22 protein-coding genes are annotated in these 24,260 nt (G+C 42.9%); 11 read left to right on the top strand and 11 right to left on the bottom strand.

Features of this window, described 5'->3' with window-relative positions; translation table 11 throughout:
* Nucleotides 1–48 precede the first annotated feature (48 nt).
* Nucleotides 49–2,289 carry a hypothetical protein gene (locus HMO_RS0105255; protein ID WP_010299661.1) on the bottom strand — a complete coding sequence of 747 codons (2,241 nt, stop codon included), beginning with the start codon at nt 2,287–2,289 and terminating at the stop codon, nt 49–51.
* An 820-nt stretch (nt 2,290–3,109) separates the two neighbouring features.
* Here HMO_RS0105255 and HMO_RS0105245 point away from each other — a divergent pair.
* A complete protein-coding gene (locus HMO_RS0105245) occupies nt 3,110–3,532 on the top strand; it encodes a hypothetical protein (protein ID WP_139016834.1) in 423 nt (140 codons plus the stop codon).
* Here HMO_RS0105245 and HMO_RS0105240 read toward each other — a convergent pair.
* The 3 genes from HMO_RS0105240 to groES all read right to left on the bottom strand — a co-directional run bounded on the left by HMO_RS0105240 (nt 3,514) and on the right by groES (nt 6,458).
* Nucleotides 3,514–3,807: a hypothetical protein gene (locus tag HMO_RS0105240; RefSeq protein WP_010299658.1), complete on the bottom strand. Its 294-nt coding sequence runs from the start codon at nt 3,805–3,807 to the stop codon at nt 3,514–3,516. The two genes, HMO_RS0105245 and HMO_RS0105240, sit on opposite strands and share 19 nt — an antisense overlap.
* 592 nt (nt 3,808–4,399) lie before the next feature.
* The gene (gene groL, locus HMO_RS0105235) at nt 4,400–6,052 is read right to left on the bottom strand and encodes a chaperonin GroEL (protein WP_010299656.1); all 1,653 of its coding nucleotides are present in this window, start codon (nt 6,050–6,052) and stop codon (nt 4,400–4,402) included.
* 115 nt (nt 6,053–6,167) lie between these two features.
* Nucleotides 6,168–6,458: a co-chaperone GroES gene (gene groES / locus HMO_RS0105230; RefSeq protein ID WP_010299654.1), complete on the bottom strand. Its 291-nt coding sequence runs from the start codon at nt 6,456–6,458 to the stop codon at nt 6,168–6,170.
* A gap of 198 nt (nt 6,459–6,656) precedes the next feature.
* Here groES and HMO_RS0105225 point away from each other — a divergent pair, with 198 nt between their 5' ends.
* On the top strand, nt 6,657–6,854 hold the full coding sequence (locus tag HMO_RS0105225; RefSeq protein ID WP_010299653.1) for a hypothetical protein: 198 nt from the start codon (nt 6,657–6,659) through the stop codon (nt 6,852–6,854).
* Between the two features lie 33 nt (nt 6,855–6,887).
* On the opposite strand, the gene HMO_RS0105220 is transcribed toward HMO_RS0105225, so the two are convergent.
* Nucleotides 6,888–7,973 (bottom strand): serine hydrolase domain-containing protein, encoded by a 1,086-nt coding sequence (locus tag HMO_RS0105220; RefSeq protein ID WP_010299650.1) that lies wholly within the window; start codon nt 7,971–7,973, stop codon nt 6,888–6,890.
* 311 nt (nt 7,974–8,284) lie between these two features.
* Between HMO_RS0105220 and gltX the strand changes: the two genes are divergently transcribed.
* The 3 genes from gltX to HMO_RS0105205 all read left to right on the top strand — a co-directional run bounded on the left by gltX (nt 8,285) and on the right by HMO_RS0105205 (nt 11,632).
* Nucleotides 8,285–9,682 (top strand): glutamate--tRNA ligase, encoded by a 1,398-nt coding sequence (gene gltX, locus HMO_RS0105215; protein WP_010299647.1) that lies wholly within the window; start codon nt 8,285–8,287, stop codon nt 9,680–9,682.
* Nucleotides 9,683–9,791: 109 nt separating this feature from the next.
* Entirely contained in the window at nt 9,792–10,634 is an 843-nt protein-coding gene (locus HMO_RS0105210; RefSeq protein WP_010299637.1) for an SDR family oxidoreductase, read from the top strand.
* A complete protein-coding gene (locus HMO_RS0105205) occupies nt 10,601–11,632 on the top strand; it encodes a patatin-like phospholipase family protein (RefSeq protein WP_010299635.1) in 1,032 nt (343 codons plus the stop codon). Before HMO_RS0105210 ends, HMO_RS0105205 begins: the two co-directional genes overlap by 34 nt.
* A gap of 39 nt (nt 11,633–11,671) precedes the next feature.
* On the opposite strand, the gene HMO_RS16990 is transcribed toward HMO_RS0105205, so the two are convergent.
* A complete protein-coding gene (locus HMO_RS16990; RefSeq protein ID WP_175282089.1) occupies nt 11,672–11,821 on the bottom strand; it encodes a hypothetical protein in 150 nt (49 codons plus the stop codon).
* Between the two features lie 34 nt (nt 11,822–11,855).
* Here HMO_RS16990 and HMO_RS15495 point away from each other — a divergent pair, with 34 nt between their 5' ends.
* The 6 genes from HMO_RS15495 to HMO_RS0105170 all read left to right on the top strand — a co-directional run bounded on the left by HMO_RS15495 (nt 11,856) and on the right by HMO_RS0105170 (nt 18,844).
* Nucleotides 11,856–12,776 carry a response regulator gene (locus tag HMO_RS15495; RefSeq protein ID WP_010299631.1) on the top strand — a complete coding sequence of 307 codons (921 nt, stop codon included), beginning with the start codon at nt 11,856–11,858 and terminating at the stop codon, nt 12,774–12,776.
* Nucleotides 12,761–14,107 carry a putative bifunctional diguanylate cyclase/phosphodiesterase gene (locus HMO_RS15195; protein WP_280956247.1) on the top strand — a complete coding sequence of 449 codons (1,347 nt, stop codon included), beginning with the start codon at nt 12,761–12,763 and terminating at the stop codon, nt 14,105–14,107. The genes HMO_RS15495 and HMO_RS15195 overlap by 16 nt, the downstream gene beginning before the upstream one ends.
* Nucleotides 14,108–14,263: 156 nt before the next feature.
* On the top strand, nt 14,264–15,151 hold the full coding sequence (locus tag HMO_RS13850) for a 50S ribosomal protein L11 methyltransferase (RefSeq protein WP_139016833.1): 888 nt from the start codon (nt 14,264–14,266) through the stop codon (nt 15,149–15,151).
* 45 nt (nt 15,152–15,196) lie between these two features.
* Nucleotides 15,197–15,709: a SixA phosphatase family protein gene (locus tag HMO_RS0105180; protein WP_010299625.1), complete on the top strand. Its 513-nt coding sequence runs from the start codon at nt 15,197–15,199 to the stop codon at nt 15,707–15,709.
* 225 nt (nt 15,710–15,934) lie between these two features.
* Complete coding sequence (locus HMO_RS0105175; RefSeq protein ID WP_010299622.1) at nt 15,935–17,359, top strand: hypothetical protein; 1,425 nt, start codon at nt 15,935–15,937, stop codon at nt 17,357–17,359.
* Nucleotides 17,360–17,689: 330 nt separating this feature from the next.
* A complete protein-coding gene (locus tag HMO_RS0105170) occupies nt 17,690–18,844 on the top strand; it encodes a serpin family protein (RefSeq protein WP_010299619.1) in 1,155 nt (384 codons plus the stop codon).
* 39 nt (nt 18,845–18,883) lie between these two features.
* On the opposite strand, the gene HMO_RS0105165 is transcribed toward HMO_RS0105170, so the two are convergent.
* The 5 genes from HMO_RS0105165 to HMO_RS0105145 all read right to left on the bottom strand — a co-directional run bounded on the left by HMO_RS0105165 (nt 18,884) and on the right by HMO_RS0105145 (nt 24,258).
* Nucleotides 18,884–19,618, bottom strand: a complete 735-nt coding sequence (locus HMO_RS0105165) for an alpha/beta hydrolase (protein ID WP_010299616.1) — start codon at nt 19,616–19,618, stop codon at nt 18,884–18,886.
* Nucleotides 19,619–19,841: 223 nt separating this feature from the next.
* Nucleotides 19,842–21,941, bottom strand: coding sequence for a flagellar biosynthesis protein FlhA (gene flhA, locus HMO_RS0105160; protein WP_033444501.1), 2,100 nt, complete (start codon nt 21,939–21,941; stop codon nt 19,842–19,844).
* 3 nt (nt 21,942–21,944) lie between these two features.
* On the bottom strand, nt 21,945–23,273 hold the full coding sequence (locus HMO_RS0105155) for a sigma-54 dependent transcriptional regulator (RefSeq protein WP_010299605.1): 1,329 nt from the start codon (nt 23,271–23,273) through the stop codon (nt 21,945–21,947).
* Nucleotides 23,274–23,288: 15 nt separating this feature from the next.
* Nucleotides 23,289–23,663, bottom strand: a complete 375-nt coding sequence (fliN, locus tag HMO_RS13845) for a flagellar motor switch protein FliN (RefSeq protein WP_010299586.1) — start codon at nt 23,661–23,663, stop codon at nt 23,289–23,291.
* On the bottom strand, nt 23,653–24,258 hold the full coding sequence (locus tag HMO_RS0105145; protein ID WP_010299585.1) for a FliH/SctL family protein: 606 nt from the start codon (nt 24,256–24,258) through the stop codon (nt 23,653–23,655). Before HMO_RS0105145 ends, fliN begins: the two co-directional genes overlap by 11 nt.
* Between the last annotated feature and the right edge of the window lie 2 nt (nt 24,259–24,260).

Here is a 24,260-nt window from a genome sequence, read left to right as displayed (position 1 = left end):
AGAAAACTGTACAGAGATCTACCTTTATAAAAAAAGCGCTCCCTTTCATTATTTAAGGTTAACCTCCTTAAACAGGTGTGAGCTCTCTTCATCACTTAAACCGGCTATCTCCTGCAATCTCACGCTTGCCCTTGCTGGCGTGTGAGCTTTATTATTATCCTTTGTTAGTAAAGTGTGGATCTCCTGAAGCAAGAGCTCTCGTTTATGGTGGGTAATATCAGCAAGTATTTTTAAACATGCCTGAATATCAGGATAAAACTCTTCTTTTAATAACCAGTGTCCATAATCACAGATTAGCGGACGATATTCAGGAAGCGTATCACAAATTAATTGCATCAGCTTTAGAGGATTACTTTTATCACATCCACTGAAAATCATGACACTGGCTGTGTATTGCAGAACATCTTTTCGATTAGGCGCAGGAATTTTATCAAAAGCACTGACAAATTGAATGATCTCCGCCTCTGAAAGATTCAGTTCTGTGATATACTGCTCAAATAACTTACAGTCCTGAGGCGAGGTCCGCATCAAAAATTTGTAGAAATATGACTTACTTAGTTGGCGAAAGCACTGGGAAGGTATCCCCTCCATCACTTCTAATTTTAATGCTAAGTCTGACTGAGAGAGTATTAGCCGCTCCTCCAAACTTAAAGGAAGACCAATAAAAGGGTTAAGAAAGAGTAAGGAAGGATTTTTACTGAGTTCATCTTCCGGGGTCGACTTAAGAATTTTAAAAGCTTTTTTAAGAATTTTTATTCCCCTGTCGGTGGCATATTTGAGTAGAAATTTACGCTTATGAGCCGGTAGCAATGCTATTTCTTCCAAGATCTGATATTGCGGACAAAGCGTAGAAGAGAAGACATGGCTATCCTCAAATAAGCAGAAATCTTTAAAGACCTCTATTCTTTCCTCCACGGGGATGCGGTTATAACAGCTAAGAGATAACCGTCCTATTTTCTCTCCGGGATCTGCCTTTTTCCCGTTGGAAAGAAGGAATTGGCGATAAGAGCTCGGAAGATCTTTTAAGAACCTTAAAGCGGTAATAGGATTACTGGGGCGCCATTTTAAAACGATCCCACGACAAGCTTCTCGGATAACACTTTCGCGCCTATCTTGCTCGATCTCACAAAAGACACACAGAAAATCCTTGACTGAGGCACCGTCATCTTTATCATCTTCCTCTCTAAAGTAATAATTATATCTCTTAAGCTCGTCCAAATCATGGGCACTTAATAAAGTTAACATTTCAATACAGTCCACAAGGATAGCAGCTTCAATCCATCCCAATTGCGAATGAAATAAGCTAAAGGTGAGCTCCCCAATCGTCTCGGCTAGCTCAGGAGGTAAACTACCAATGAGAGAAAATAGCTTCTCTAAGAGAGAAGGATGCTGGTCAAAGTTACATCTGCCAAATATAGGAGCAACCGCAAGGAAAGTACAAACCGTTTGTCTGATCGGCTCTTCTAAAGGAATTATTGACGCGAGGAGAAAGGGAATATCTTTACAATGGTGGGCCCGTGCAAATTCTGCGGCTTGATTGGTTAAGCTTCTTCTTTCTTCTGCTTTTAAAGTTAACAAGATATCCATTAGCTTAATAAGGGTACCATAACTAACTGCGCCGGAAGCCTCTTTTTCCATATAATTATTAACTAATGGGGCCAGGGACTGGATAAGACTAATACGCTCAAAGGAGTTGAAGGCTGCTAAGCTGTCAAGCCACGCGTCGAGATTCTTAGCATTAATTCTTGTCAATCTCTCGATAATTACAGCGAGAGGGGAGAAAATTTTGATTCTTTCGAGCGGAGATTGCTTAACAAGAAAAGTTAAAGTCTTCTCTTGACTCACCGTGCGGAGTTTACGGAACACATTAAGAAATTTTTTATTCTCGACTATTACTTCTAATTCTTCACAGGACAACGGCTGCAGCATATGTGTAAGTTCTTCAACGCTCCGGCAAGTTTCAAAGGGTTGCCACGGTCGATGCCAAGCAATCTTGGTGCAAAGCTGATCAATTTTTATCTCACGCCTGGTTGCTGGACTCAACACTTCACTTTCTTGGACGCTCTGGGGCAACCTCTCCTCTATAACATTTGGCCCAGCGCTTTTAATAAAGCCGCTAACCCAAGAGATTATATTAAATGGCACTTGGGTGAAGGATTGCAGCAAATTAGTGCCGCTTAACGGCTTACTTTCTTCAGTTTCTTCTAGGGAATCCATACTTAAGGCGAGGTGAGTAAAAGTAAATGTTAATACTAATATTCGATAAAAATGTTTTGAATGCTCGCTCATGACCTAATTCTTTCTGAAGAGGGTTAACCTTAAACCCTAAGGCCATCCTGCCCTTATCTTTATTAATGTTAAAAAATCAAAATAATCAGTCATCCACGATACTCTTAAATAAACAAATATTGAATTACTTTTTCCTGGTAAAGAAGGATTACCATATAAGGCACCACGGGAGGCCTTATCTCCCCTAACAAGCGAGCTTGTCCTCTCCATTTTTCATTTGTATCTCTTATAGAAAAAATCTCCCGCCTTGCTTTCCCCCCAAGTAATGGAGTAATAATCAGCTTACATTGCAGGCTTTTATTTCCTTTAAACAAAAAAATGCCCCAGGAGAGCACACCACAAGAAACAATTTAACTTTCTTGTAGAACTGAGATTTGTATGGCTTTTACTCCTCTTGCCTGATGAATTGTATATCAAGGCCTCAGCAAACTTAAATATTCTTATATTGATATATTTTCACCTGCCTGCTTTAATGTCAGCCGTATTAAGGGTTATCAACAAGGATAATTTTAATACTCATCAAATATAAATTATTATAAGAAAGAGAACTTTTATGAATAAGTTTTGTATATTTCTCTGCCTGCTCGCAGGTATAAATTTTCAGCAAGTAGAAGCAAATCAAGAAAATTAAGATTCCAGTACAATCCCCCCCTCACATAGCACGACCATAAATATAAGCCTCTTCAGTATTGTTTCTTTTGGAAACGAGGGAAGTTCGTCGTCCACGCAGCACTTGAATAGTTCCCCTGAGGAGACAGCTAATGCTCTTAATCAGCTTGAGCCCTTCGAGTCCTCCTGTTTAAGAACATTAGGAGTAACCTTGGCAACTGTGCCTAGTTTGAGTGTTGGCCTCATCGGTCATGCAATAGATATAGCTAAATTACCTCTATGGAATTTTCTATTAGTTTCAGTTGGCCATCACTTTCTGCAAGAGAAACTAGGTATCAATCCTACCCCCTCATTCTTAGCGGCAGCTAGTGTAGGTGCTATCATTTATCATGGGGACAACTCAGCAGCATTGCGAGCAATTAAGACCAGCTATGAAGCCTTGACAGCATTAGCACGAGATAGTCGCAAGCAATTTGCTGGGGTAAAGACTATGGATGCATATATTCATCAATTAGAGAGCGATTTATGGAGCTCTTTTAAGGAGTATGCGACGCTTTGGAAATTTGTACTAGCATCTGCTACCCTTATAACTGCCGGACTGTATTTTAATCCGACTCACTCTAAATTGAAGTAATATTTTGAATCATGGAAGCAATAGTTAAATACGTAAGAAACGTCAAAAGTGTTTTCTATTGAATTAATTGCCTTCTCGTGAGCCAGAGTTTTTACTTGGTTAATTTTCTCGACGAAAGCTTGTTTATGCTGAAGTGGAATTTCCGACATCAATTCATCAAATTTCTGCTGACCATCCTTATGCATGGCAGTAAAGGGTTGTTGCTCCAACAGAACAGAATCAGAGGCAGAAGCTGCTAATACCATTGAACTGGCAGCTAAGCATTTTAAAATCATTTACGATCTCCGGTAAAATTGAATACTATAAAGTTCTATACTTTATAGCTCTAGATAGGGGTTCTTATTTTAATATTACAAGAAAAGTATTGCTTCAAGTTATTTATTCCTTAAAACCTATCCTAAAGACTCAGAAGGTGAGCGTTCTATAAATAGTAACGGATTAAAAGAGAGAAAAAGGCTTGAAAAACACTGATATTTTTATCAAATCTAATCAGCAATAGGCGAGCTGATTTCATCCCAGCCTAGCAGCGCTCGACAATCTACCACTTGTTTATATCCTATCAAAGTTCACGCCTCTTGACTCTTATTCTTTCTATTCTTCTTGCATAGGGCCATTAAGTGAATTCCTTTGTCTTTGAAAGCCTTAGCGTATAGAAAGCAATTAACTGCGACTCCTTCCTTAAAAGATCTTGATGTATTACACAGGCCTATTTAGCAGCATTTATAAAAAGAATGGACATCCTTAATTACACATACAACTGATTTATGGAGACAAGCCGTTAAGGCACTAAAACTCTTCCTCAATACAACTTTATAAAAAAGGTACCCGAAGGTACCTTTCTTGATAGCATTATGAAGATGGCTTGGATTAGTAATCCATTCCCATACCACCCATACCGCCCATACCACCCATTCCAGGCGCAGCAGCAGCAGCTTTTGGTTCAGGCTTTTCAGCGATCATCGCTTCAGTGGTAATCAGCAAGCTGGCAACAGAAGCTGCATCTTGTAAGGCTGTGCGAACCACTTTAACTGGATCAATAACACCGAATTCAAACATGTTACCAAAGTTATCATTTTGAGCATCATAACCATAGTTCACGTCATCAGCATCGGTAATCTTACCAACAATGATGGAACCATCTTTACCAGCGTTAAAGGCAATCTGACGGCATGGAGCAGATAGAGCTTGGCGAACAATTTTAACACCAACTTCTTGGTCATTGTTAGAAACTTTAACAGACTCTAGCTTCTTTAAAGCGTACAGCAACGCAACACCACCACCAGGGACGATACCTTCTTCCACAGCAGCGCGAGTTGCATGCATTGCATCCTCAACACGGTCTTTGCGCTCTTTAACTTCGAGCTCAGTTACTCCACCCACACGGATAACAGCAACACCACCACTAAGCTTTGCCAAGCGTTCTTGCAATTTTTCACGGTCATAATCGGAAGAAGATTCTTCAATTTGAGCGCGAATCTGATTGCAACGAGCCGCAATTTCGTCCTTATGACCGGCACCATCAACCAAGGTTGTATCATCTTTGCTGATTGTAACTTTGCGAGCTGTTCCCAGCATCTCCATGGTAACATTTTCAAGCTTGATGCCGACATCTTCAGAGATAACGGTACCACCGGTTAGAACGGCAATATCTTCTAACATTGATTTCCGACGATCACCAAATCCAGGAGCCTTTACAGCCGCAACCTTTAGGCCACCGCGCAGCTTGTTAACAACCAAGGTTGCCAAGGCTTCACCTTCGACATCTTCAGCAATAATCATCAACGGACGACCGGACTGAACCACAGCTTCTAATACAGGCAACATCGCTTGCAGACCAGACAGCTTCTTCTCATGGATAAGAATGAATGGATTGTCGAGTTCACAGATCATCTTTTCAGGATTGGTGACAAAGTATGGACTAATATAACCGCGATCGAATTGCATACCTTCTACAACATCTAACTCAGTGTGCAGAGATTTGGCTTCTTCGATAGTGATAACGCCTTCTTTACCGACTTTTTCGACAGCCTTTGCTAACATTTCACCAATTTCAGTTTCACCATTGGCAGAAATGGTGCCAACTTGGGCAATTTCTTCAGACGTAGAAACTTTTTTAGCGCGTGACTTTAAGTCTTCAACCACGGCATCAACTGCGATATCAATACCACGACGCAGATCCATTGGATTCATCCCGGCCGCAACGGCTTTTACACCTTCACGGACAATTGCTTGAGCCAAAACTGTCGCGGTGGTGGTACCATCACCGGCTAGATCGGATGTCTTTGAGGCCACTTCACGCAGCATCTGTGCACCCATGTTTTCAAACTTGTCAGACAGTTCAACTTCTTTGGCAACAGAGACACCGTCTTTAGTAATTCGAGGCGCACCAAATGATTTTTCAATCACCACGTTACGGCCTTTTGGTCCCAATGTTACCTTTACTGCATCGGCCAGAATATCAACGCCGCGGAGCATACGTTCACGGGCATCAGCAGAAAATCGTACTTCTTTTACAGCCATTATAAAACCTCTTTAATCATAAAATTTCTTAATAACTTCTTTAAGGGCCAAGTATAAATAACTATGCGCTCCATCAGCTTTAATGGAGAGGCTATCCCCACTCGGCTCCCAAAGTTTAGGCAGCTAGAATTCCCATTATATCGGATTCTTTCATCACCAAGAATTCATTGCCCTCAATTTTTATCTCCGTGCCGGACCATTTGCCAAATAGGATCCGATCACCAACTTTTACATCCAGAGGAACAACTGCTCCATCTTCTTTACGCAGACCAGAACCAACAGCGATAACCTCACCTTCTTGAGGCTTTTCTTTTGCTGTATCGGGGATAATAATACCAGATTTAGTTTTTTCTTCGGATTCAATCCGCTTCACAAGCACACGATCATGTAATGGTCTGAACTTCATTATTCATATCTCCTTTGTTTTGCTATCAGCACTCTCACTAAGGGAGTGCTAACTTTATCGCATATCTTTAAAAAGCTGTCAATAGGGCGCAAACAAAAATAACGGATAAAAATTGACCTAAAATTTTAGCCCGATCTAAACCTTTTAAAACCAATTATGTTTTTATTTATAATAGCTTAATAAAGATTGGAGCTAGTTATGTCCCCTTCCCAAGTTTATGCCCATCTGCATGAAATTCTGCAAGCTGCCCAGCGCGAAGGCAATCATCGTCTCGCCCTGCGCGCCATTGAGTTAATCTGTAAACTAAATGGTCTTTTTGATAAGACAGATAAAAAGCTACGCATTAATGATTTAAGTGAGGAACAGATCCAGCAGTTAATTGAACAACTCAGTTAATCCTTAAAGCAGCACGAGTTTATAAGCCTCTCCTTACTTTACGGTTAGCGCATCAAAGAGTTTACGCCGAACGGCAAGAAAGGCTCTAAAGCAGTATTTCCGCCATTCCATATTATCCTTCAGCACGGGCTCGCTAACATTCTGCAATATAATAAGCGACAGGTTCTTTTCTGGATAATAACAGTTCAAACCCATATAACCATAGACATAGCCTGCATGGGAGAATTCTTGCCCCAAGGGCGTGTCGGAAATTTGAATACCATAACCGTATCCCACCCTTCCCGACAAATAATGATCATCATTGGTAGAATAAGGCGTGGTCATGAGGTGTAAGGAAGCTTGATTAACAATTTTCCCCTGAAACAGAGCTTGATTCCAGCGATGCAGATCTGAGACGGTGGTGATGACGCCAGCGGAGGCAGGATATAAGTAAGGAAACGGCCTAACAGCCTGGAAAGGATGCTGCTTTGGCAGCCAATAGTTGGTGCCGTAAACTCTCATATATCCTGGAACTAAACCATTAACTGCGCGCAAAGACGACAGCTCGTCACCCGCATAATAGCTTGTGTCTGACATCCCTATCTCTGCAAACAATTTATTCAAATTCTCTTGCAGCGGCTGATTCATAACTTTTTCTAAAACGTTCCCGACTAAATGGTAGCCATAATTGCTGTATGAAAATTGTTGATCAGGATCACTGACGAGCTTCCCCTTAGAATCAAATGCGGCTCTATGGCTCAGGAGGTGATGGCAAGTGATCGCTTTTGACCCGGGGGTGCTTGCTGTGACACCATAATCTGTGATGGGTTTATGAAGATCTAATCTACCCTCTTCAACCTGTTTTAATGCCAGAGCAGCGACCATCTGCTTCGTGATCGAACCGGCAATAAATTTATTTTCTAATGTTAAAGAGGTTAAACCTTCTTTATCGGCAGAACCAGACTCTAGACTAAATAAAACCGCTTCATTCTTCTTAACCAGCAACACACCATTAAACTGGTAAGAGGGGGCTTGAACAACTGTCGAGACTTCCTCCCAACCCATATTGTGACTCTGCTCACTGGCGGTACTCCACCCTGTAATTAAAATAGTTATAACAGCCGCTATGCTCTTTATCATTTTAGCCTCATGGATGTGACAGCGTTTCTTGAAAGACGACTGTAAATAGTGTTTAGAGGTTAACTAACTTGCCCTCTGTCTTAGAGGGTCGTTAGCCCTTACCAACATTCAAATCTTGCAGAAACTATAACCTCTAAAAAAGACGGGCAAAACGGGAAAAATGTGCCTGATTTAAGCATAACAAGACTGAGCAAGCTTATTTTTAAGGCTAAAAATCCCGCTCTTTATGGCTTCCCTGATTCGCTACTAGAAAAAACTGTAAATTTCAGCTACTTTCAATCCATATTTAACTGATTATTAAAGCTATACTAATGACTGTAATTACGCGCTTTGCGCCCTCTCCGACGGGTTATCTTCATATTGGTGGCGCCCGAACTGCTCTATTTAATTACTTATTTGCCAAACATCAGGGCGGTAGGTTCTTACTTCGCATTGAAGATACAGACCGAGCCCGCTCTACTCAGGAAGCTGTCGACACCATTATTGATAGTATGAAATGGTTACAATTAGATTGGGATGAAGAAATTGTTTACCAATTTGCGCGCGCTGAACGACATGCAGCTGTAGCCAGAAAGCTTCTTGAAGAAGGCAAAGCATATTATTGCTATTGCTCGCCAGAAGAACTAGAAAAAATGCGTGAAGAAGCAAAGGCGAATAATTTACCGCCTCGCTATAACGGCTATTGGCGTGACCGTGATGCTGCTCAGGCACCCGCCGGAGTTGCTCCTGTAATCCGCTTTAAAGCGCCGCAAACGGGGGAGACTCATATCGACGACCTGGTTCAAGGGCCGGTAACTTTACAAAATACACAGCTGGACGACATGGTTTTATTGCGTGCTGATGGCACCCCCACTTATATGCTCTCAGTGGTAGTAGATGATCACGATATGAATATTACCCACATTATTCGCGGCGATGACCATTTAACAAATGCGTTTCGCCAATATCATTTATACCAGGCTTGCGGCTGGGATGTTCCCGCGTTCGCTCACATTCCTTTAATTCACGGCCCTGACGGTGCTAAGTTGTCGAAACGCCATGGAGCCTTAGGGGCAGAAAGCTACCGGGCACTGGGCTTTTTACCGGAAGCCATGTGCAACTATCTTCTACGACTCGGCTGGAGCCATGGCGACGATGAAATTATTAGTCGCGAACAGGCCATTGAGTGGTTTAATATTGATGCCATCGGCCGCTCACCAGCACGCTTTGATCTAGCCAAGCTCACTAATTTAAATGCTCACTATATGCGTGAGGCTGACAATGGGCGCTTGCTGCAACTTTGCCAACCGTTGATTGAAGAAAAGTTGGGCGTAAAATTAACACCAGCTGAAATTGAGCGAATTTCGCAAGGAATGAATGGTTTAAAGCAAAGAGCAAAAACTGTGCTCGAATTGGCCGACAACTCCCTTATTTATATCCGTGTCGCTGAAGCTGATGAAAAAGCGCAAAAGTTTATCTCAGAACCTAACCAGAGGCTTGTCGAGGCGGTGATACAGGATATGAAAACGTTGGCTAGCTTTACAGAGCAGGATTTGGATGCAAAGGTTCGCGAAACCGCTGAACGCTTGGGGGAGAAACTAGGTAATATTGCTCAACCTTTACGTGTGGCTTTAACAGGCAGCACAGTCTCGCCCAGTGTTTTTGAAGTGATGGCCGTGCTAGGTAAAGAAGAAACTATAAAGCGCTTAGAGAGCTTTATACGCTTATAAAAGCAAGCTGATATTAACATCTCGATGAGGAGTATTTTTACCCAACCGGGATGTTAATTATTTTACCTCTTTCCCACCACTATTTCCCCCACCCTCTTATGAATCAAGCATGACACCCGCAAATCTATTTTTCTTTGGTTATGGCTATGTGGCCCAACGGTTAGATCACCTCTTACCGTCCGTGACGAAAACTGCCGGCTGCACCCGCAAGCCCTTACAGCAAGAATCCCTCTTCCCGTTCGCCAATATTCCTTACCCTATCCTTGATCAATTTGATAATTTCCTTATCTCGATTCCGCCAGATGCTGAAGGAGATATTACATTACGGCATTATAGTTCTTATTTTAAAAACAGAGCCAAGCCTATTAAATGGATAGGTTATCTTTCAGCCACGAGTGTTTATGGAGATCACCACGGCAACTGGATTGATGAGAATACACCTGCCATGCCCTGTTCGCCCCGTGGTCATTATCGTCTAACAGCAGAGCAGCATTGGCAACAGTTAGGTTTCCCCTTAAGCATATTACGGCTTTCAGGTATTTATGGGCCCGGTCGTTCAGCGATTGAGTCCATCCTAAATAATAAGGCTCAACTTATTGAGAAGCCAGGCCATGTCTTTAATCGCATTCACGTGGATGATATTTGCCGCGTCATCTTAGCCAGCACGACGATTCAGCCTAAACTGGCCAATCTTGCTGACGACTGCCCTGCGGCCCTCGTCGAAGTCTATTTATATGCTTATAAACTTCTCAGTTTACCGCCAGCTCCAGTGCATATCTGGGAATCAGTTCCGCTGTCTGCAATGATGCAAGACTTCTTTTCAGAGAATAAGCGAATTAAAAACACGCTAATTAAGAAAATATTAAAGGATGATCTGCTATACCCGTCCTATAGAGAAGGCTTGGGCGATTGTCTGAAATGGCATCAAAAAGGACGAGCAAGGTCAACTTAGCCCTTCAAGGTGGCGGTGCCCATGGCGCTTTCACCTGGGGAGTCTTGGACCGGTTGCTAGAAGAAGAAGATGTAGAAATTGAAGGTATCAGCGGCACCAGTGCGGGGGCCATGAATGCTGTTGTGCTCGCTTATGGATATGCTTTAGGCAAACAAGAAAAGGCAAAAGAAACGCTCCAATCATTCTGGTGGGAGATAAGCCTTCTGGGAAACGTCTTCAACCCAATTCGTCCGACGCCCGCTGAAAAATTAGATAACCCTTGGAATTTAGACTGGTCTTTAAGTTATACTTATCACGAATTGTTGAGCCGCCTCCTCTCCCCCTATCAACTAAATCCATTAAACTTAAATCCCCTGAGATGGGTTCTGGAAAAGACCATCGACTTTGATTTACTCGCCAAGTCCGACGTTCAGCTCTTTGTCGCGGCCACGTCGGTTAGATCAGGTCAACCTCGGATATTCAAGCAAGGAGAGATCACCTTAGATAGCCTTCTGGCTTCAGCGTGTATTCCTTTTATCTTTCAAGCCGTTAAAATTGATGATGATTATTATTGGGATGGGGGCTATATGGGAAATCCTGTCTTATGGCCACTAATTTATAACACCCACAGCCCTGATATCATCTTAGTGCAGATCAATCCTCTTTATCGTCAACAAATTCCGCACACTGCCAACGATATTTTCAACCGTTTAAATGAGATCACGTTTAACTCCAGCCTTATTGCTGAAATGCGAGCTATAAACTTTGTCAGTCGGCTTATTGCTCGGGGTAAACTCGACGCCCAGGACTACAAGGACATTAAAATGCATATGATCACAGATTGCCAAGGAATGTTGGACTTAAATGCTTCAAGCAAGCTCAATACAAGTTGGGATTTTTTCCTACATCTTAAAGATATTGGGCGTCAAGCAGCTGAGTCTTGGCTCATTGATAACAAAGACGCCATCGGAAGGAAATCATCTTTAGATATTTTTGAAACATTTTTAAGAAAGAAATAAGTTTCATCAGCTTACTATAACTCTAAGCTGTTAAATACTCTAAAGCTCATTTTGAAAAGACTGATGAGGCGAATAATTAAATTGAGGGACAACGGAATGAATAATTTTAATGGAAATGACCCTAACGGTATAGACCAGACGATGATTAGTACTGTTATTTTCCATAGGCGTCTGAAATCTCTCAAACATTATATGCGATCTAATGAGATAGTTGGAGAAGAGCATGTCCCATAAATTGAAATTTAAACTCATTATGATTGATTATAACTCTAAAAATCATGAGAGTTTCCGTAAAATTCTCAGCCATTACCCGCATGACCCGGCCGGAATGCACTTAACAGAGATCCCCGACTCAAAGATACCTGAGCAAATCAACGCGTCCCTAGAAATAGATTCTGCCTATTCAGAGTCTCAAGGGGCACGGCAAATTATCAAGGCTTATAAAGCAGGCGACCCTTATGCCTTGGTGCTGATCGATATTCAAATGTCGCGGGGCTGGGATGCCATCAAGACCATCAAAGTTATCTGGGAGTCAGATCCTGATATTCAAATTGTCATCTGTTCTGATAGCTCCTATTATGCCTATCTCAAAATTGTTAATATCTTAGGCTTAACTGATCGGTTGCTAATCCTAAGGAAGCCTTTTGATTACATTGAGGTAAAACAGCTGATCAGTGCCCTTTTATCGAAATGGACTATGACCAGAGAGATCAAGAGATATGCGCAACAAATGGAACAAATTGTTGATGAAAAGACCACAAAGTTGAGCCAAGCGCTGTTATTAGCGCGTGCCACCCTTGACTCTTCGCAAGAAGGAATCTTAATGCTAAGCCCGACGAAGGAAATCCTTGCTTGCAACCAAAAATTTATTAACATGTGGCTTATTCCGGCCCAGTTAAGCCAAAAGATGACTTTAGCTCAACTCAATGAGCATACCAAACACCTTACCTCTAATAAGGAAATATTCGATGACGCGCTTTTATCGCACTCAGGAATAACTCCAGAGATCACGCTCACAAATGGAAAAACTTATGCGCTTAGTGTGCGCGATTACAGCCACAACAATGAATCGATGGGAATCATTGTCACCACTCTTGATATCAGTCAAAAAAAACTGATAACAAAGAGCTGTCATACGAGTTAACCCATGATTACTTAACTGGACTACCTAACCGGACCCTGTTAACTGATCGGTTAACAGAAGCCCTAATATCCTCGCACCACAATAACAGGGATGTCGGTGTCATCCATTGCAATGTCGATCGATTTAAATATATCAATGATACCCTCGGACACGGGGTGGGTGACGGGGTACTCCAGGGAATTACGGCTCGCCTCAGGAGCAGCATTCGCGAGAATGATACCCTGTATCGCTTAGGTGCCGATGAATTTATTATTGTCATTGAAAATGTGCAACATAAGGATGAACTTCTCGAAATTGCTCAACGTATCAAAAAGGATTTCAGTTTTCCCTTCTGCTTTGCGGACCACGAACTTAAAATTGATTGTAGTATGGGCATTGCTTTATCGTCATTGGCGGAAGAAAACCCTACCAATCTCTTGAAATGCGCGGAATCGGCGCTGCGTCACGCTAAAGACTCAGGACTGGGAAGTTACTGTTTTTACATTGATGGAATGGAACAAGAGAACATGAAGCAAGCTGAGATAGAAAATCAGCTTAAAGCTGCGCTCTTGGAAAATGAATTCCAGCTCCATTATCAGCCCATTGTGGATTTGCGCGCCGGAAAACTCGTCGGTGTTGAAGCTTTACTCCGCTGGACAAACTCTCAGCTTGGGAGTATCTCTCCTGCCGAATTCATTCCCATTGCCGAAAGAAGTGGGCTGATTATCCCCATTGGCGAATGGATCATTAATACGGTCAAGGATCAACTTTTAGAATGGGAAAAATTAAAAATTGATTTGTTTGTTTCAATGAATGTTTCCAGCATCCAATTGAAGAATCCTGACTTCTTAGACAAGTTTTGCCATGTAATCTCAGAAAATAAGCTTAATCCAGCTAAAATTGAACTCGAACTTACTGAGTCCATTCTTTTAGAACAGAGTCCCCACATTACTGAATCTCTGGCTAAATTAAGATCCTTGGGAATCCGAATCTCACTTGATGATTTTGGTACTGGCTACTCCAGCTTAACCTATCTACAACGTTTTCCTCTTAATAAAATTAAAATTGAGCGAAGCTTTATTACTAATATTGAGACCCAGAAGGATTCTCAAGCGATTGTATCCGCCATCGTTGCTATGGCCCATAAGTTAGATCTTGAAGTGGTGGCAGAGGGGATTGAGCGACCGTCAACAGTTGGTTATCTCAAGCAAATGTCAATTGATTACCTGCAAGGATACTATTTTAGCCCCCCTGTGGTGGCCGACTCCATTACGCAGCTAGTTTTAGGATCAAAAGTTGAATCTTTATTGATGGCTGTTTCATCTAATCAGCAGCCAAACATCCAAACTTAAAAGGTTGACCGTGAAATTATAAGACCCCCTATAAAAAGAAAAAATTCAAACATCTTAAGCACAATATCAGACTTTTTTGCACCCTTGGCTCGTTAAAAGCGTGCCGTAAAATTCACAGGACTTTCTGCTGAAAATCTTGAGTTTCCAGCAGATCCAGTGTACAACAATGTCATGAAACTATATAAATTATCTTTCCCTACAACCTCTAAGGCTGCCCCTATCTTTGGTGATGTCTTAGCAGAAGTTGTCCTCGCCGTCTCGTGGTATGAAGTGGATGAAGACACCGACCATTGGATTTTTGAATGCACTTTAAATAACGAGACAAGTCACCAGAATTTACGCGAATTAATTACTGAGACTGCCCAAAGTCATCATTTGCCTGTTCCTGAAATTGAGGTCTGTGACCTCCCAGATACCGACTGGTTAGAACAAACCTGGAAGAACTTTCCCGCGCGTCAGATCGGTAAATTTTTTATTTATGGCAGTCATTCTAAAACTGATATTCCGGTGGACTTAATCGGCTTAGAAATTAATGCAGCCACAGCATTTGGATCAGGCGAGCATGAAACGACAACAGCATGCATTGAAGCCCTAACAAAGATGCATGCTCAAGGCTGGCAAACTCGTCATCCGCTTGATATGGGATGTGGTTCGGGTATTTTAGCCATGGTTATTGCTAAACTTTGGCAGCTGCCCGTGTTGGCCGTTGACAATGATCCCGAATCGGTACGCGTGACCCAAGCCAATGCTCAGATTAACAACTGCGCCGACACCATTACTGCGCTTTGTAATGAAGGATTTGATGGAAATGCTGTAAAAAGCAAGGGCCCATTTGATTTAATTGTCGCCAATATCTTAGCAGCCCCTTTGTGTGATATGGCACCTGATATGGCCCAGTCGATCACTCCCAAAGGGCGCGTGGTGCTGTCAGGATTATTGGTTCGACAGCTCAATGAGGTGCGCCAGGCTTATGAAAAGGTTGGTTTCACTTTAATAGACCAACATATTATTGGCGATTGGGCAGCACTTGTTTTTGAGCAATAAAAAGCTATCCTAATTACTAGAGCAATCTTTTAGGGGAAGAATAATATGCACTCGGGCATGCCTTCTCGTCCTCCCTCTTCATCCAAAATGGCTTGGAAGCGTCTTTATATCATGCGTCATGCTGCAGCATCCCACAGCAAGCAAGATAAAGAGCGCTCTCTTTCCTTTGAGGGGCGCAAACAGATTGACGAGCTTCTGACTCGGGCCCTGGGCCTCTTTGATCAAGTAACGCATGTCCTATGCTCGACCGCCCTACGTACGCGCCAAACCTGCATCGGATTAGAGGAAATTCTTCCTCCCCGCATTAATTATCAGTTCTTAGACAGCCTTTATCATGCGCCTGCTGAAGACATTTTAGAAGAAATCAGATTACTTCCGGTCCACGCTCAAGATATCCTTATTATCGGTCACAATCCAGGCGTTTCACAGTTCTTAGCTCGTACTGCTGCGGGCAGAGACAGGACAATGGGCACCGCGCAAATAGCGGTTTATGATATCCATGGTTTAGAATGGCAAACTCTTAACTTCCAAAATTGTAATCTCAGAGAAATTCTTTGAGGCTATACTGAATCTCATTATAGATTTTAGGGCTCACACTTCTCCTATTATTCAATAAAAAACAAAATCTTAACAAAAATTCAACTTAAAGTTGAGTAAAATTTTGTAGTATTTTCACCTTGCAGTGGTATAAATATTACTTATTGCGAGGTATGAGCATGTCTACCTGGCACCCAAACGATTCATTCCATTTTATCATTACAATTATTAAGTGTGAGCATTACGATGAAAACGAAAAATATCTTGCTTCCTTTGCTAACCCTATCTTTATTTTTTCACTTTTCTCCAGCGCTTTGTTCTGAACAAGAAGAAATCTTAGCCGACGGCGTCTACACTACTTTTACGCCTCAGCTAACAACGCCTATCGCAGCTAGCATAGATAACAATGGACACCTCTATATAGAGCCTGAAAGGACTTCTTTTTTACAAGGGCAAGTATTGGTAGATTTAACCAACTTACCAGCGGACGCCTTATCTTTCCAGGCTCCTGCTTATACACCTCGCCCTTATACCCCTCGCAAAAGAAAAGCTAGGTCTAAGCCGCCTGCCTCAGAAAGGCAAGCAAGACCTAACAAAAAAGCTTCCGCTCAACCAGATAAAGAAACAGTCGATTTACCACCTAAAGATTCTGCTCAACCAAATCCAGCTAGCCTAAGCGAGAGCAATAAAGAAAATATTGAGAATCGCTCCTTAAATTGTCCTTTACCACTCAATGTGTTGCCTCTCCATTTATTGTTAGGGAGGCCAGAACAGCCTCATTTAAGTGGCACATTTACACCTATCTCTCGACATAGAATGGCGACATCTTATCGCCTGCAGCCATCCTATATAGCGCCTGACTTCTCAGGGGGACAATATCCTGGCGGAATTCCTTTAGGTTATTCTCCATCTTCTACAGAAGAATTTAAGGTGAGAGTCGAGAACTATTATCAGCTAACCCACAAAGCAGAAGCTAAGAATTATTTAGACGCTTTCGAGGCAGCCAAAGAAGATTATAGCTTACCGTTGACTTATCGAAGCCAAGCAGCTTGCTATATAGAAGAAATATATATTTTTATGCAGCAACATGATGCTCGAGCGTTCAATAATCTTGATAAATTATCTAGAGCACACAGGATTCATCCTTCTGTTCTTCATATGGCTAATTTTTTAAAAGCATTCTTAAGATGTATGAATCGCACCCTTGAAATTACTGATAGCCAAGCCGTGGTATATTTGAACACAGTTATAGAGTCTGGAAATCTCCCCGACAAATATACTCTTGCAGCGAAGTTTCTAAGAGGGATGTTACATTGCCTAGAACGCCAAGAAATGAGCAGCGACACTGCGGCCATGTTCGAGCTCGAAAGATTTTTTGATAATGAGGCTACTTCTTTTAGTAATATATTCTTGCAGCAGCTAGACCCCAAAAAAGTCAATTATATGAGATTATGGTTCAACTTCTATCACTCACTTCAGAATCAGAGGCAAGAGTCAGGTATCACTATTAATGTGCCGCATATCAATGTGAATAAGCGAGATACTAAATTTCTTATTGAATTTCACCAGCAAGGCAATCTTGATTTGAACCTTAAGATTGCAGCAGCAAAATTAGCAGGGCTTTACTTAGAACACCAAGTTAAAGAATCAACAAGGAAGTCTATTTTATAAGCAGCTCATAATTATGGTGAGGGCCCATCTCTCTCACCTTTTTAATGTTCCCTTCATAGATCTCTAATTTATTGGGTTTATATTAGTACAGATCCCATCAAGCTAATCTATCTCGGGCTATTTCTGCTAACATTTCAGACGTTTCTGCAGAGCAATCACGCAGAGTAAAGATTGCCGATGTTGTACTTTACAATCAAAAGAAGCCTCTGTTTCACTCTTACACTTTTATAGCACTTACCTAAAGTTTTAATTTTATTTTTAGATAAATTTTATGTAATAGTCTTGGGGGTATGAACTAGAATGCCGCTAACCTACCCAGGAGAAACTTAAGTGATAAAAATTTTTCGCTTTATGACCGTTTTAGGTCTGTCCACAGTCCTCTGTGAAGCTCGGGACGATTTTTTGAGGGGATTATATACAACATCAGCTCAACTTCAACAAAGCACCCCGCTCCAGGAAAGCACAGCAATCTGTGCTTTGGGCACCAATCTCACCTTGCAAGCGGTAGGCTCTATCATTGCGCCCGAAGAGGAAGATTTACTCACCCAACTCACTTCCCATACGCACACAAGTGTTGATGCCGCCAGCCTCGGCGCTTTAGTCCATCACTTGAGAGAACACCTATCAGTTGGAATATATGTTTATACGGATAAAGCAGAGCCAGCCCATGCAGAAGCGATAACTGAGCTCGTAAAAACGGGTACTCAGAACATTGTCGTCGATTTTAAGCAACCCTCCCAAGCTGCTCAAATCATTAACAACCAAGTCGACAAGGACACTAAAGGAGAAATAAAGGACCTTGTTAGTGAAGACGACATTAACGATGATACTTGTCTGGGGTTACTGAATACTCTTTCCATTGAAGCTAATTGGCACGGCGAGTTTTATGAGAAGGAGATGGTTTTCAAGATTGGCAAGCAACGCCGCTCAGTCCAAGGCTTTGTTGGTACCGAGAAAATAAGGCTCCTGGAAACGCAGCAAGCTCATCTTATTGAACTGACAACCAGCCAAAATACGTTCTCCCTATTCATCAAGCGTCCGAAAAAGCGTCAAGATCCAGTGACCCCCATCACTTATAGAGAAGTTAATCGTTTGAAAGAGCAAGGAACAATCCTTGCCCAAGTTATCCTGCCTAAGGTAGAAATCGCCTCTACGAATGATCTTAAGGATCAACTAAAGCTCAAGTTACCGATTCTCTTTAGGGGTCAGAACTTCTTTACCACCGCCTTTGAGCATCCGGTTGTGGTTAATGCTTTTAAGCAGAAATGTCTTGTTAAATGGGATCAGCATGGATTTAAAGGGAGTGCAGCAACATTTATGGGCATGTGTTATGAATCCGCCCCGCGCCAGCCGCAAAGGATCGTTAACGTTAATCGCCCCTTTTCCTTTATATTTGCTTTAAATGCTACCCACACGCTTCCAGAGACAACCGTCATTTTCTCTGGCCAAGTGGCTGCTTTTGAAACCTTAAGCGTTATCAAGTAAGCCTTGGTGAGCAGGATATATTTATTCTGCTCAGATTTTCTATCCAATCACTTCTTGCCATATAACCTTCAACTGCTCTGGCTGACTGAGGCGGTGATCCGCATCTTTCAACAATCGCACTTGTACATCCGTTGAGGTTAACAAATCCATCAGCTTCAACGCGAATGGATAGGGCACGTCCTTATCGGCAGTGCCATGGATCAGTCGAATCGGCACTGAGCATTCTATGGGTTGTCTTAGTAAAAGGTTCTGGCGGCCATCTTCTATTAACCCATAGCTTAACGGGGTGCCGATATCATTGTAGTCACTGGGCACCCTTAAAGAGCCTTGAGTTTGAAGGATTTGTTTCTGCTCTGCTGATAAAACCGGCCAGATTAATTCTTCTGTAAAATCTGGAGCCGCAGCAATTCCGACCAAGCGACGGATAAGGGACGGCTTTTTAAGCGCCAAGAGCAGCATTAACCAGCCGCCCATACTCGACCCTACAGCAATTAGATTATCGGCTTGTGTGACCTCTATAACGGCGATCACATCCTCTAGCCATGATGAGATTGTCCCTTTAAAAAAATCTCCTCCTGACTGGCCATGGCCTGAGTAATCCAGGCTTAAGAATCCATAACCATTGTCTGCGGCCTGCTGCTTTAAAAATAAAGCTTTGGTGCCTGACATATCCGAATAATAACCGGGTAAAAATAAAATTGTCGGTCGGTTAGGGATGGAGTGAAACACATAAGCGAGGTTGTAAGAGTTACGGCTAACAAAATGAACGGTCATAACTGTCATCCTTGATTCATGAAGGTTTGCCTTATTGTTGCATAAAACGGTGCAAATTGCATGACTGGAAAAATGAACGTAGCCTGCAATACGGGATTCCTTTAAAATCACTTAAGACACGCGACTTATAGTAATTAACCATCATAAAGTAATGGCAAGAGCTGAAACCCCTTGCCAGTTATATTTTCTCTTTGGGGATTGGCCTGCTTAGCAGTTATATTCCTTAAACTTGGCCAACATTTTGGATTTGCGCAGAAGGGTGGATTTCATTTTGCCCGAGAACCATAATCGATGGCCGTACCCGTGCAACAATTGAGCGCACATAGGGACGCAACGTGGGATTAACCACCAGCACTGCTTGTTCACCGCTCATGGCAATACGATCAAAGGTTGTTTTAAAGTCAGCGATAAACTCTTGGATTTGGCTCGGTGACAATGCTAACTGGCGGATCTCGCCTTCACCCACCAAGGCATCCTGCATGGCTTGATCCCATTTAACCGTTAATGGCACAATTTTAAGCGTATAATTTTCGTCGAGATTACTATGGGTAATCTGGCGAGAAAGCCGCTGACGTACATGCTCTGTGATTACAGACACATTACGAGAGTAACCACATCCTTCAGAAATTGCCTCAATAATAGTGGCAAGGTCACGAATACTAACCCGTTCACTCACGAGATTCTGAAGAATTCGCTGAATCCCCCCTAAACTAATTTGTGTTGGAATCAGATCATTTAGAAGTTTCTTATAAGTGTCGCCTAACTCATCCAACATTTTCTGCGTTTCAACATAGGTTAACAGTTCGGCTAAGTTATCCTTCACAATTTCAGTCAGATGGGTGGTTAATACTGTGGCAGCATCGACAACAGTGTAGCCCAGACGTTCTGCCTCGAGCCGTTTATCTTCGGTAATCCAACGGGCGGGTAAGCCAAAGGTGGGCTCTAACGTGGTTTCCCCATCAACACGGATATCTTCGCCACTGGGATTCATCACTAAGTAATGGTCAGGACGGAGATCGCCGCGACCGGCCTCCAGTTCTTTAACACGGATCAAATAAGACATTCCGCCAATTTGGATATTGTCCTGGATCCGCACTGACGGCAGAACAAAACCAACTTCTTGAGCAAGCTGCTTACGCAGGCTTTTAATCTGATCTGTCAAACGAATGCCTTTATCGCCATTAAGAATGGTTAGCAAACCATAACCAATCTCAATTCGCAAATGGTCAATATGGCCTGGGATAATCTTAGGTTCCTCGCCAATGGCCACTTCTTCTTTAGCGGCTGCTGCTTCCAGTTCATTGGCGGCTTCTTCCTCTTTGGCTTTAATCTGGGTCTGAGTGACGCGCCAGGCCCCAAAGCCGCATCCTAAAGCCAAAACAAAAAAGGGTAGACCAGGGAGACCGGGCGTTAACGCCATCACCATCATCAAAAATGCACTTAATCCCAGCACCGTCGGATTACCACTTAATTGTGCTACTAAGGCTTTATCGGCTGAACCTTCAACACCTGCTTTTGAAACAAGCATACCTGCAGCCGTAGAAACGATTAATGCAGGAACCTGAGAAACTAAGCCATCGCCAACCGTTAAGATGGTATAAGTTGTTAAAGCCTCGGTGAAGCTAAGATCCATTTGACCGACCCCGATAATGAGTCCGCCAATGATATTGATAAAGGTAATGAGCAAGCCGGCAATCGCGTCACCACGCACAAACTTTGCCGCCCCATCCATTGATCCATAAAAGTTACTTTCATCTTCTAAAAGTTTACGACGGCGTTTTGCTTCAGCTTCGTTAATTAAACCCGCACTTAAATCAGCATCAACGGCCATCTGTTTACCAGGCATCGCATCTAAGCTAAAACGAGCTGAAACCTCGGCAATACGTCCTGAACCTTTGGTAATTACTACAAAGTTAACAATGATAAGAATGGTAAAGACGATAATACCAATCACAAAGTTGCCGCCCATCAGGAAGCGGCCAAAGGCTTCAATCACCCTCCCTGCCGAATGGGCTCCTTCATGGCCATGGCTTAAGATCACCCGGGTAGCTGCCACATCTAAGGCCAAGCGTACCATGGTGGAAACTAATAAAACCGTGGGAAAAGAGCTGAATTCTAAAGGGCGCTCAATGAACAGCGCCGTAAATAAAATCATAATCGAGAAAAGGATGGAGAGAGCCAGCGACATATCCAGCAAGATGGTGGAGACTGGCATAAATAACAATATGAGTACTGCAATTAAAGCCAGGGCGAAACCAATATCGGTTCGCCCTGTCATGCTAGCCATTGAGAATCCTTGCGGTGCACTGGACGAAGTGGCCATGCTTTATGCTCCCATCAGTTCGGATTGATCAGTGCCGATTGTTTCCCCGTATTCTTTCAGCTTATTTCTTAGTGTCCGGATGGAAATACCTAAAATATTAGCTGCATGGGTGCGGTTGCCGGCACAATGGGCCAAAGTATTAAGAATTAACTCTTTTTCAACACTGGCAACAGTGCGCCCAATCAACAGGACTTTCTCAACATTATTCTGAGCTGCCACTTGCAGCGATTCCTGCGTGATCTGATCAAACAGATCACTTGCTTCAATCAGTTCGCCTGAAGATAACAAGACAGCGCGGTGAATAGTGTTCTCCAACTCTCTGACGTTCCCTTGCCAGGGATGGCTTAGTAAAGCTTGACGAGCAAGAGAGGAAAAGGTTTTCTTACCCACTCCATTGAGCTGCGTAAATTTATCAACGAAGAATTGGGCCAAAGCTTCAACATCTTTTGGACGTTGTCGCAGTGGTGGCAACTGCAAATTGATAACATTCAAACGATAATATAAGTCTTCTCGGAAAGTTCCCTCTTTATAGGACTGAACCAGATCGCGGTTAGAGGTGGCGATAATACGGATATCAACCTTAACCGGTTCTGTGCCCCCTACTCTATCGATAACCCGTTCTTGAATGGCCCTTAATAGCTTGGCTTGGAGACGGATGTCCATTTCGCTGATTTCATCAAGCAGCAGGGTGCCGCCATTGGCTTCTTCAAATTTACCAATACGACGGGCAACAGCCCCTGTAAAGGCCCCTTTTTCATGGCCAAACAATTCAGACTCCAAAAGGTTTTCCGGTATAGCGGCACAGTTAACGGAGATAAAAGGTTTTTTAGACCGGTTCGATTTCAGATGAATATGGCGAGCCATTACCTCTTTACCGGTACCAGACTCTCCCGTAATGAGGATATTTGCTTCACTGGCGGCCACCTTGTCAGCCATTTCGATCCACCTAAGCATAGAGGGATCGCGAGCGATCATTTCATGATGGGGCGTAGTAATTGCCGACAAGATGGCAGCAATCATTGAGGCTTCAGGGGGGAAAGGTATATAATCAATGGCACCCGCCCGAATCGCAGCGGCGGCTTTTTCCGGATCAGCTTGAATACCACAGGCTACCACAGGAATATTAAAATGCTCTGCTTTAAGCTGGCGGATCAGTGATTCTACGTCATGAAGGACATCAATAAATAAAAGGTCGGTTGTTTGCCCTTTACGCAAGATCTCCAGCGCTTCTCTTATTGTTGCTGTCATTGTCACCTTAGCACCTTTTGCCGTAGCTAATCTTGCTGCTTCACTGACTTGACCATCAAAGGCACTAATAATCATTACACGCATAAGGGTGGCTCCTCTTTATCTTTCTGATTTAATGATTTCCGTCATGGTAATACCAAGACGTTCATCGACAATAACAACTTCACCTCTGGCGACTAAGCGGTTATTGACATAAATATCCACCGACTCACCGACACGTCGATCTAATTCGACCACAGCACCTCGGCCTAACTTCAACAGTTGGCTCACAGGCATGACGGCGCGTCCTAAAACCGCTGAAATTTGCACGGGAACGTTATATACTGCCGAAAAATCATTAACATCGCCTAAAGTTTGGCTCGGAGCCTCTTCAGCTTTAAGCTCACTAAAATCTGAGTCTGCCCGGCGTTCTGCTTCATTTGGGGCCTCTGTTTCTGGGGACGAGGTACCCGATAAATTCTCGTCATTGTTCATGCTCAACCTCCTCTGTATAGCTTATTTCATTAATAAGGCGATCAACCTCATTTAATGTATTTCTTAAAACAACCTCTGCGCCGCCCGTGGCCCAGGTAAACCGGCAATCCATCAGCCCTAAGGCTTCGTCGGCTTTAACTTGGATATTACCCGTGGCAATGAGGTCTTTGATCCGCTCGCTGAGTGACTGGCTTAATTGAGGATTCACACTAATCGCCATCGCGGGTTTCGTCAGCAAAGCTTGGTTTACCTTTTCCATACACGTCACCACCCGATCAACAGAGTTCTTTTCCGAGTCTGTTAAACAGATTTTTAAGGCGACCGTCTTTGCTAACTGTGCTGCTTCGTGATGGATCACCCCACGCTTTTCAGTTTCAGCATTTATAAACTCCAGGAGATGGGCTTCAAACTTCCCTAGGGCAACGGCCAGATCAGCCTCAATGGCTTGCCTCTGCTCAGCTTTACCGGCTTCAAAGCCTTGGTTATAAGCCAGTTCTCGTATCACGCCCACTTGATCCTCATTGTATTTCGGAGCATTCTCATCTACGGGTTTGGGCTTTTCGAAATCATGATTAAATGTAAACTTTTGAACCATTT

This window comes from Candidatus Odyssella thessalonicensis L13 (genome assembly GCF_000190415.1).
GTDB classification, from domain to species: domain Bacteria; phylum Pseudomonadota; class Alphaproteobacteria; order Paracaedibacterales; family Paracaedibacteraceae; genus Paracaedibacter; species Paracaedibacter thessalonicensis.
Note: the sequence above shows the minus strand (reverse complement) of the source record. Positions and strands in the feature narration are given on the sequence as shown.

What these genes read in the sequence shown, in the direction of transcription:
- HMO_RS0105255 (WP_010299661.1), bottom strand. Translation starts at nt 2,289, where the DNA reads ATGAGCGAGCATTCAAAACATTTTTATCGAATATTAGTATTAACATTT.
- HMO_RS0105240 (WP_010299658.1), bottom strand. Translation starts at nt 3,807, where the DNA reads ATGATTTTAAAATGCTTAGCTGCCAGTTCAATGGTATTAGCAGCTTCT.
- groL (WP_010299656.1), bottom strand. Translation starts at nt 6,052, where the DNA reads ATGGCTGTAAAAGAAGTACGATTTTCTGCTGATGCCCGTGAACGTATG.
- groES (WP_010299654.1), bottom strand. Translation starts at nt 6,458, where the DNA reads ATGAAGTTCAGACCATTACATGATCGTGTGCTTGTGAAGCGGATTGAA.
- HMO_RS0105225 (WP_010299653.1), top strand. Translation starts at nt 6,657, where the DNA reads ATGTCCCCTTCCCAAGTTTATGCCCATCTGCATGAAATTCTGCAAGCT.
- HMO_RS0105220 (WP_010299650.1), bottom strand. Translation starts at nt 7,973, where the DNA reads ATGATAAAGAGCATAGCGGCTGTTATAACTATTTTAATTACAGGGTGG.
- gltX (WP_010299647.1), top strand. Translation starts at nt 8,285, where the DNA reads ATGACTGTAATTACGCGCTTTGCGCCCTCTCCGACGGGTTATCTTCAT.
- HMO_RS0105210 (WP_010299637.1), top strand. Translation starts at nt 9,792, where the DNA reads ATGACACCCGCAAATCTATTTTTCTTTGGTTATGGCTATGTGGCCCAA.
- HMO_RS0105205 (WP_010299635.1), top strand. Translation starts at nt 10,601, where the DNA reads ATGGCATCAAAAAGGACGAGCAAGGTCAACTTAGCCCTTCAAGGTGGC.
- HMO_RS16990 (WP_175282089.1), bottom strand. Translation starts at nt 11,821, where the DNA reads ATGTTTGAGAGATTTCAGACGCCTATGGAAAATAACAGTACTAATCAT.
- HMO_RS15495 (WP_010299631.1), top strand. Translation starts at nt 11,856, where the DNA reads ATGTCCCATAAATTGAAATTTAAACTCATTATGATTGATTATAACTCT.
- HMO_RS0105180 (WP_010299625.1), top strand. Translation starts at nt 15,197, where the DNA reads ATGCACTCGGGCATGCCTTCTCGTCCTCCCTCTTCATCCAAAATGGCT.
- HMO_RS0105175 (WP_010299622.1), top strand. Translation starts at nt 15,935, where the DNA reads ATGAAAACGAAAAATATCTTGCTTCCTTTGCTAACCCTATCTTTATTT.
- HMO_RS0105165 (WP_010299616.1), bottom strand. Translation starts at nt 19,618, where the DNA reads ATGACCGTTCATTTTGTTAGCCGTAACTCTTACAACCTCGCTTATGTG.
- flhA (WP_033444501.1), bottom strand. Translation starts at nt 21,941, where the DNA reads ATGGCCACTTCGTCCAGTGCACCGCAAGGATTCTCAATGGCTAGCATG.
- HMO_RS0105155 (WP_010299605.1), bottom strand. Translation starts at nt 23,273, where the DNA reads ATGCGTGTAATGATTATTAGTGCCTTTGATGGTCAAGTCAGTGAAGCA.
- fliN (WP_010299586.1), bottom strand. Translation starts at nt 23,663, where the DNA reads ATGAACAATGACGAGAATTTATCGGGTACCTCGTCCCCAGAAACAGAG.
- HMO_RS0105145 (WP_010299585.1), bottom strand. Translation starts at nt 24,258, where the DNA reads ATGGTTCAAAAGTTTACATTTAATCATGATTTCGAAAAGCCCAAACCC.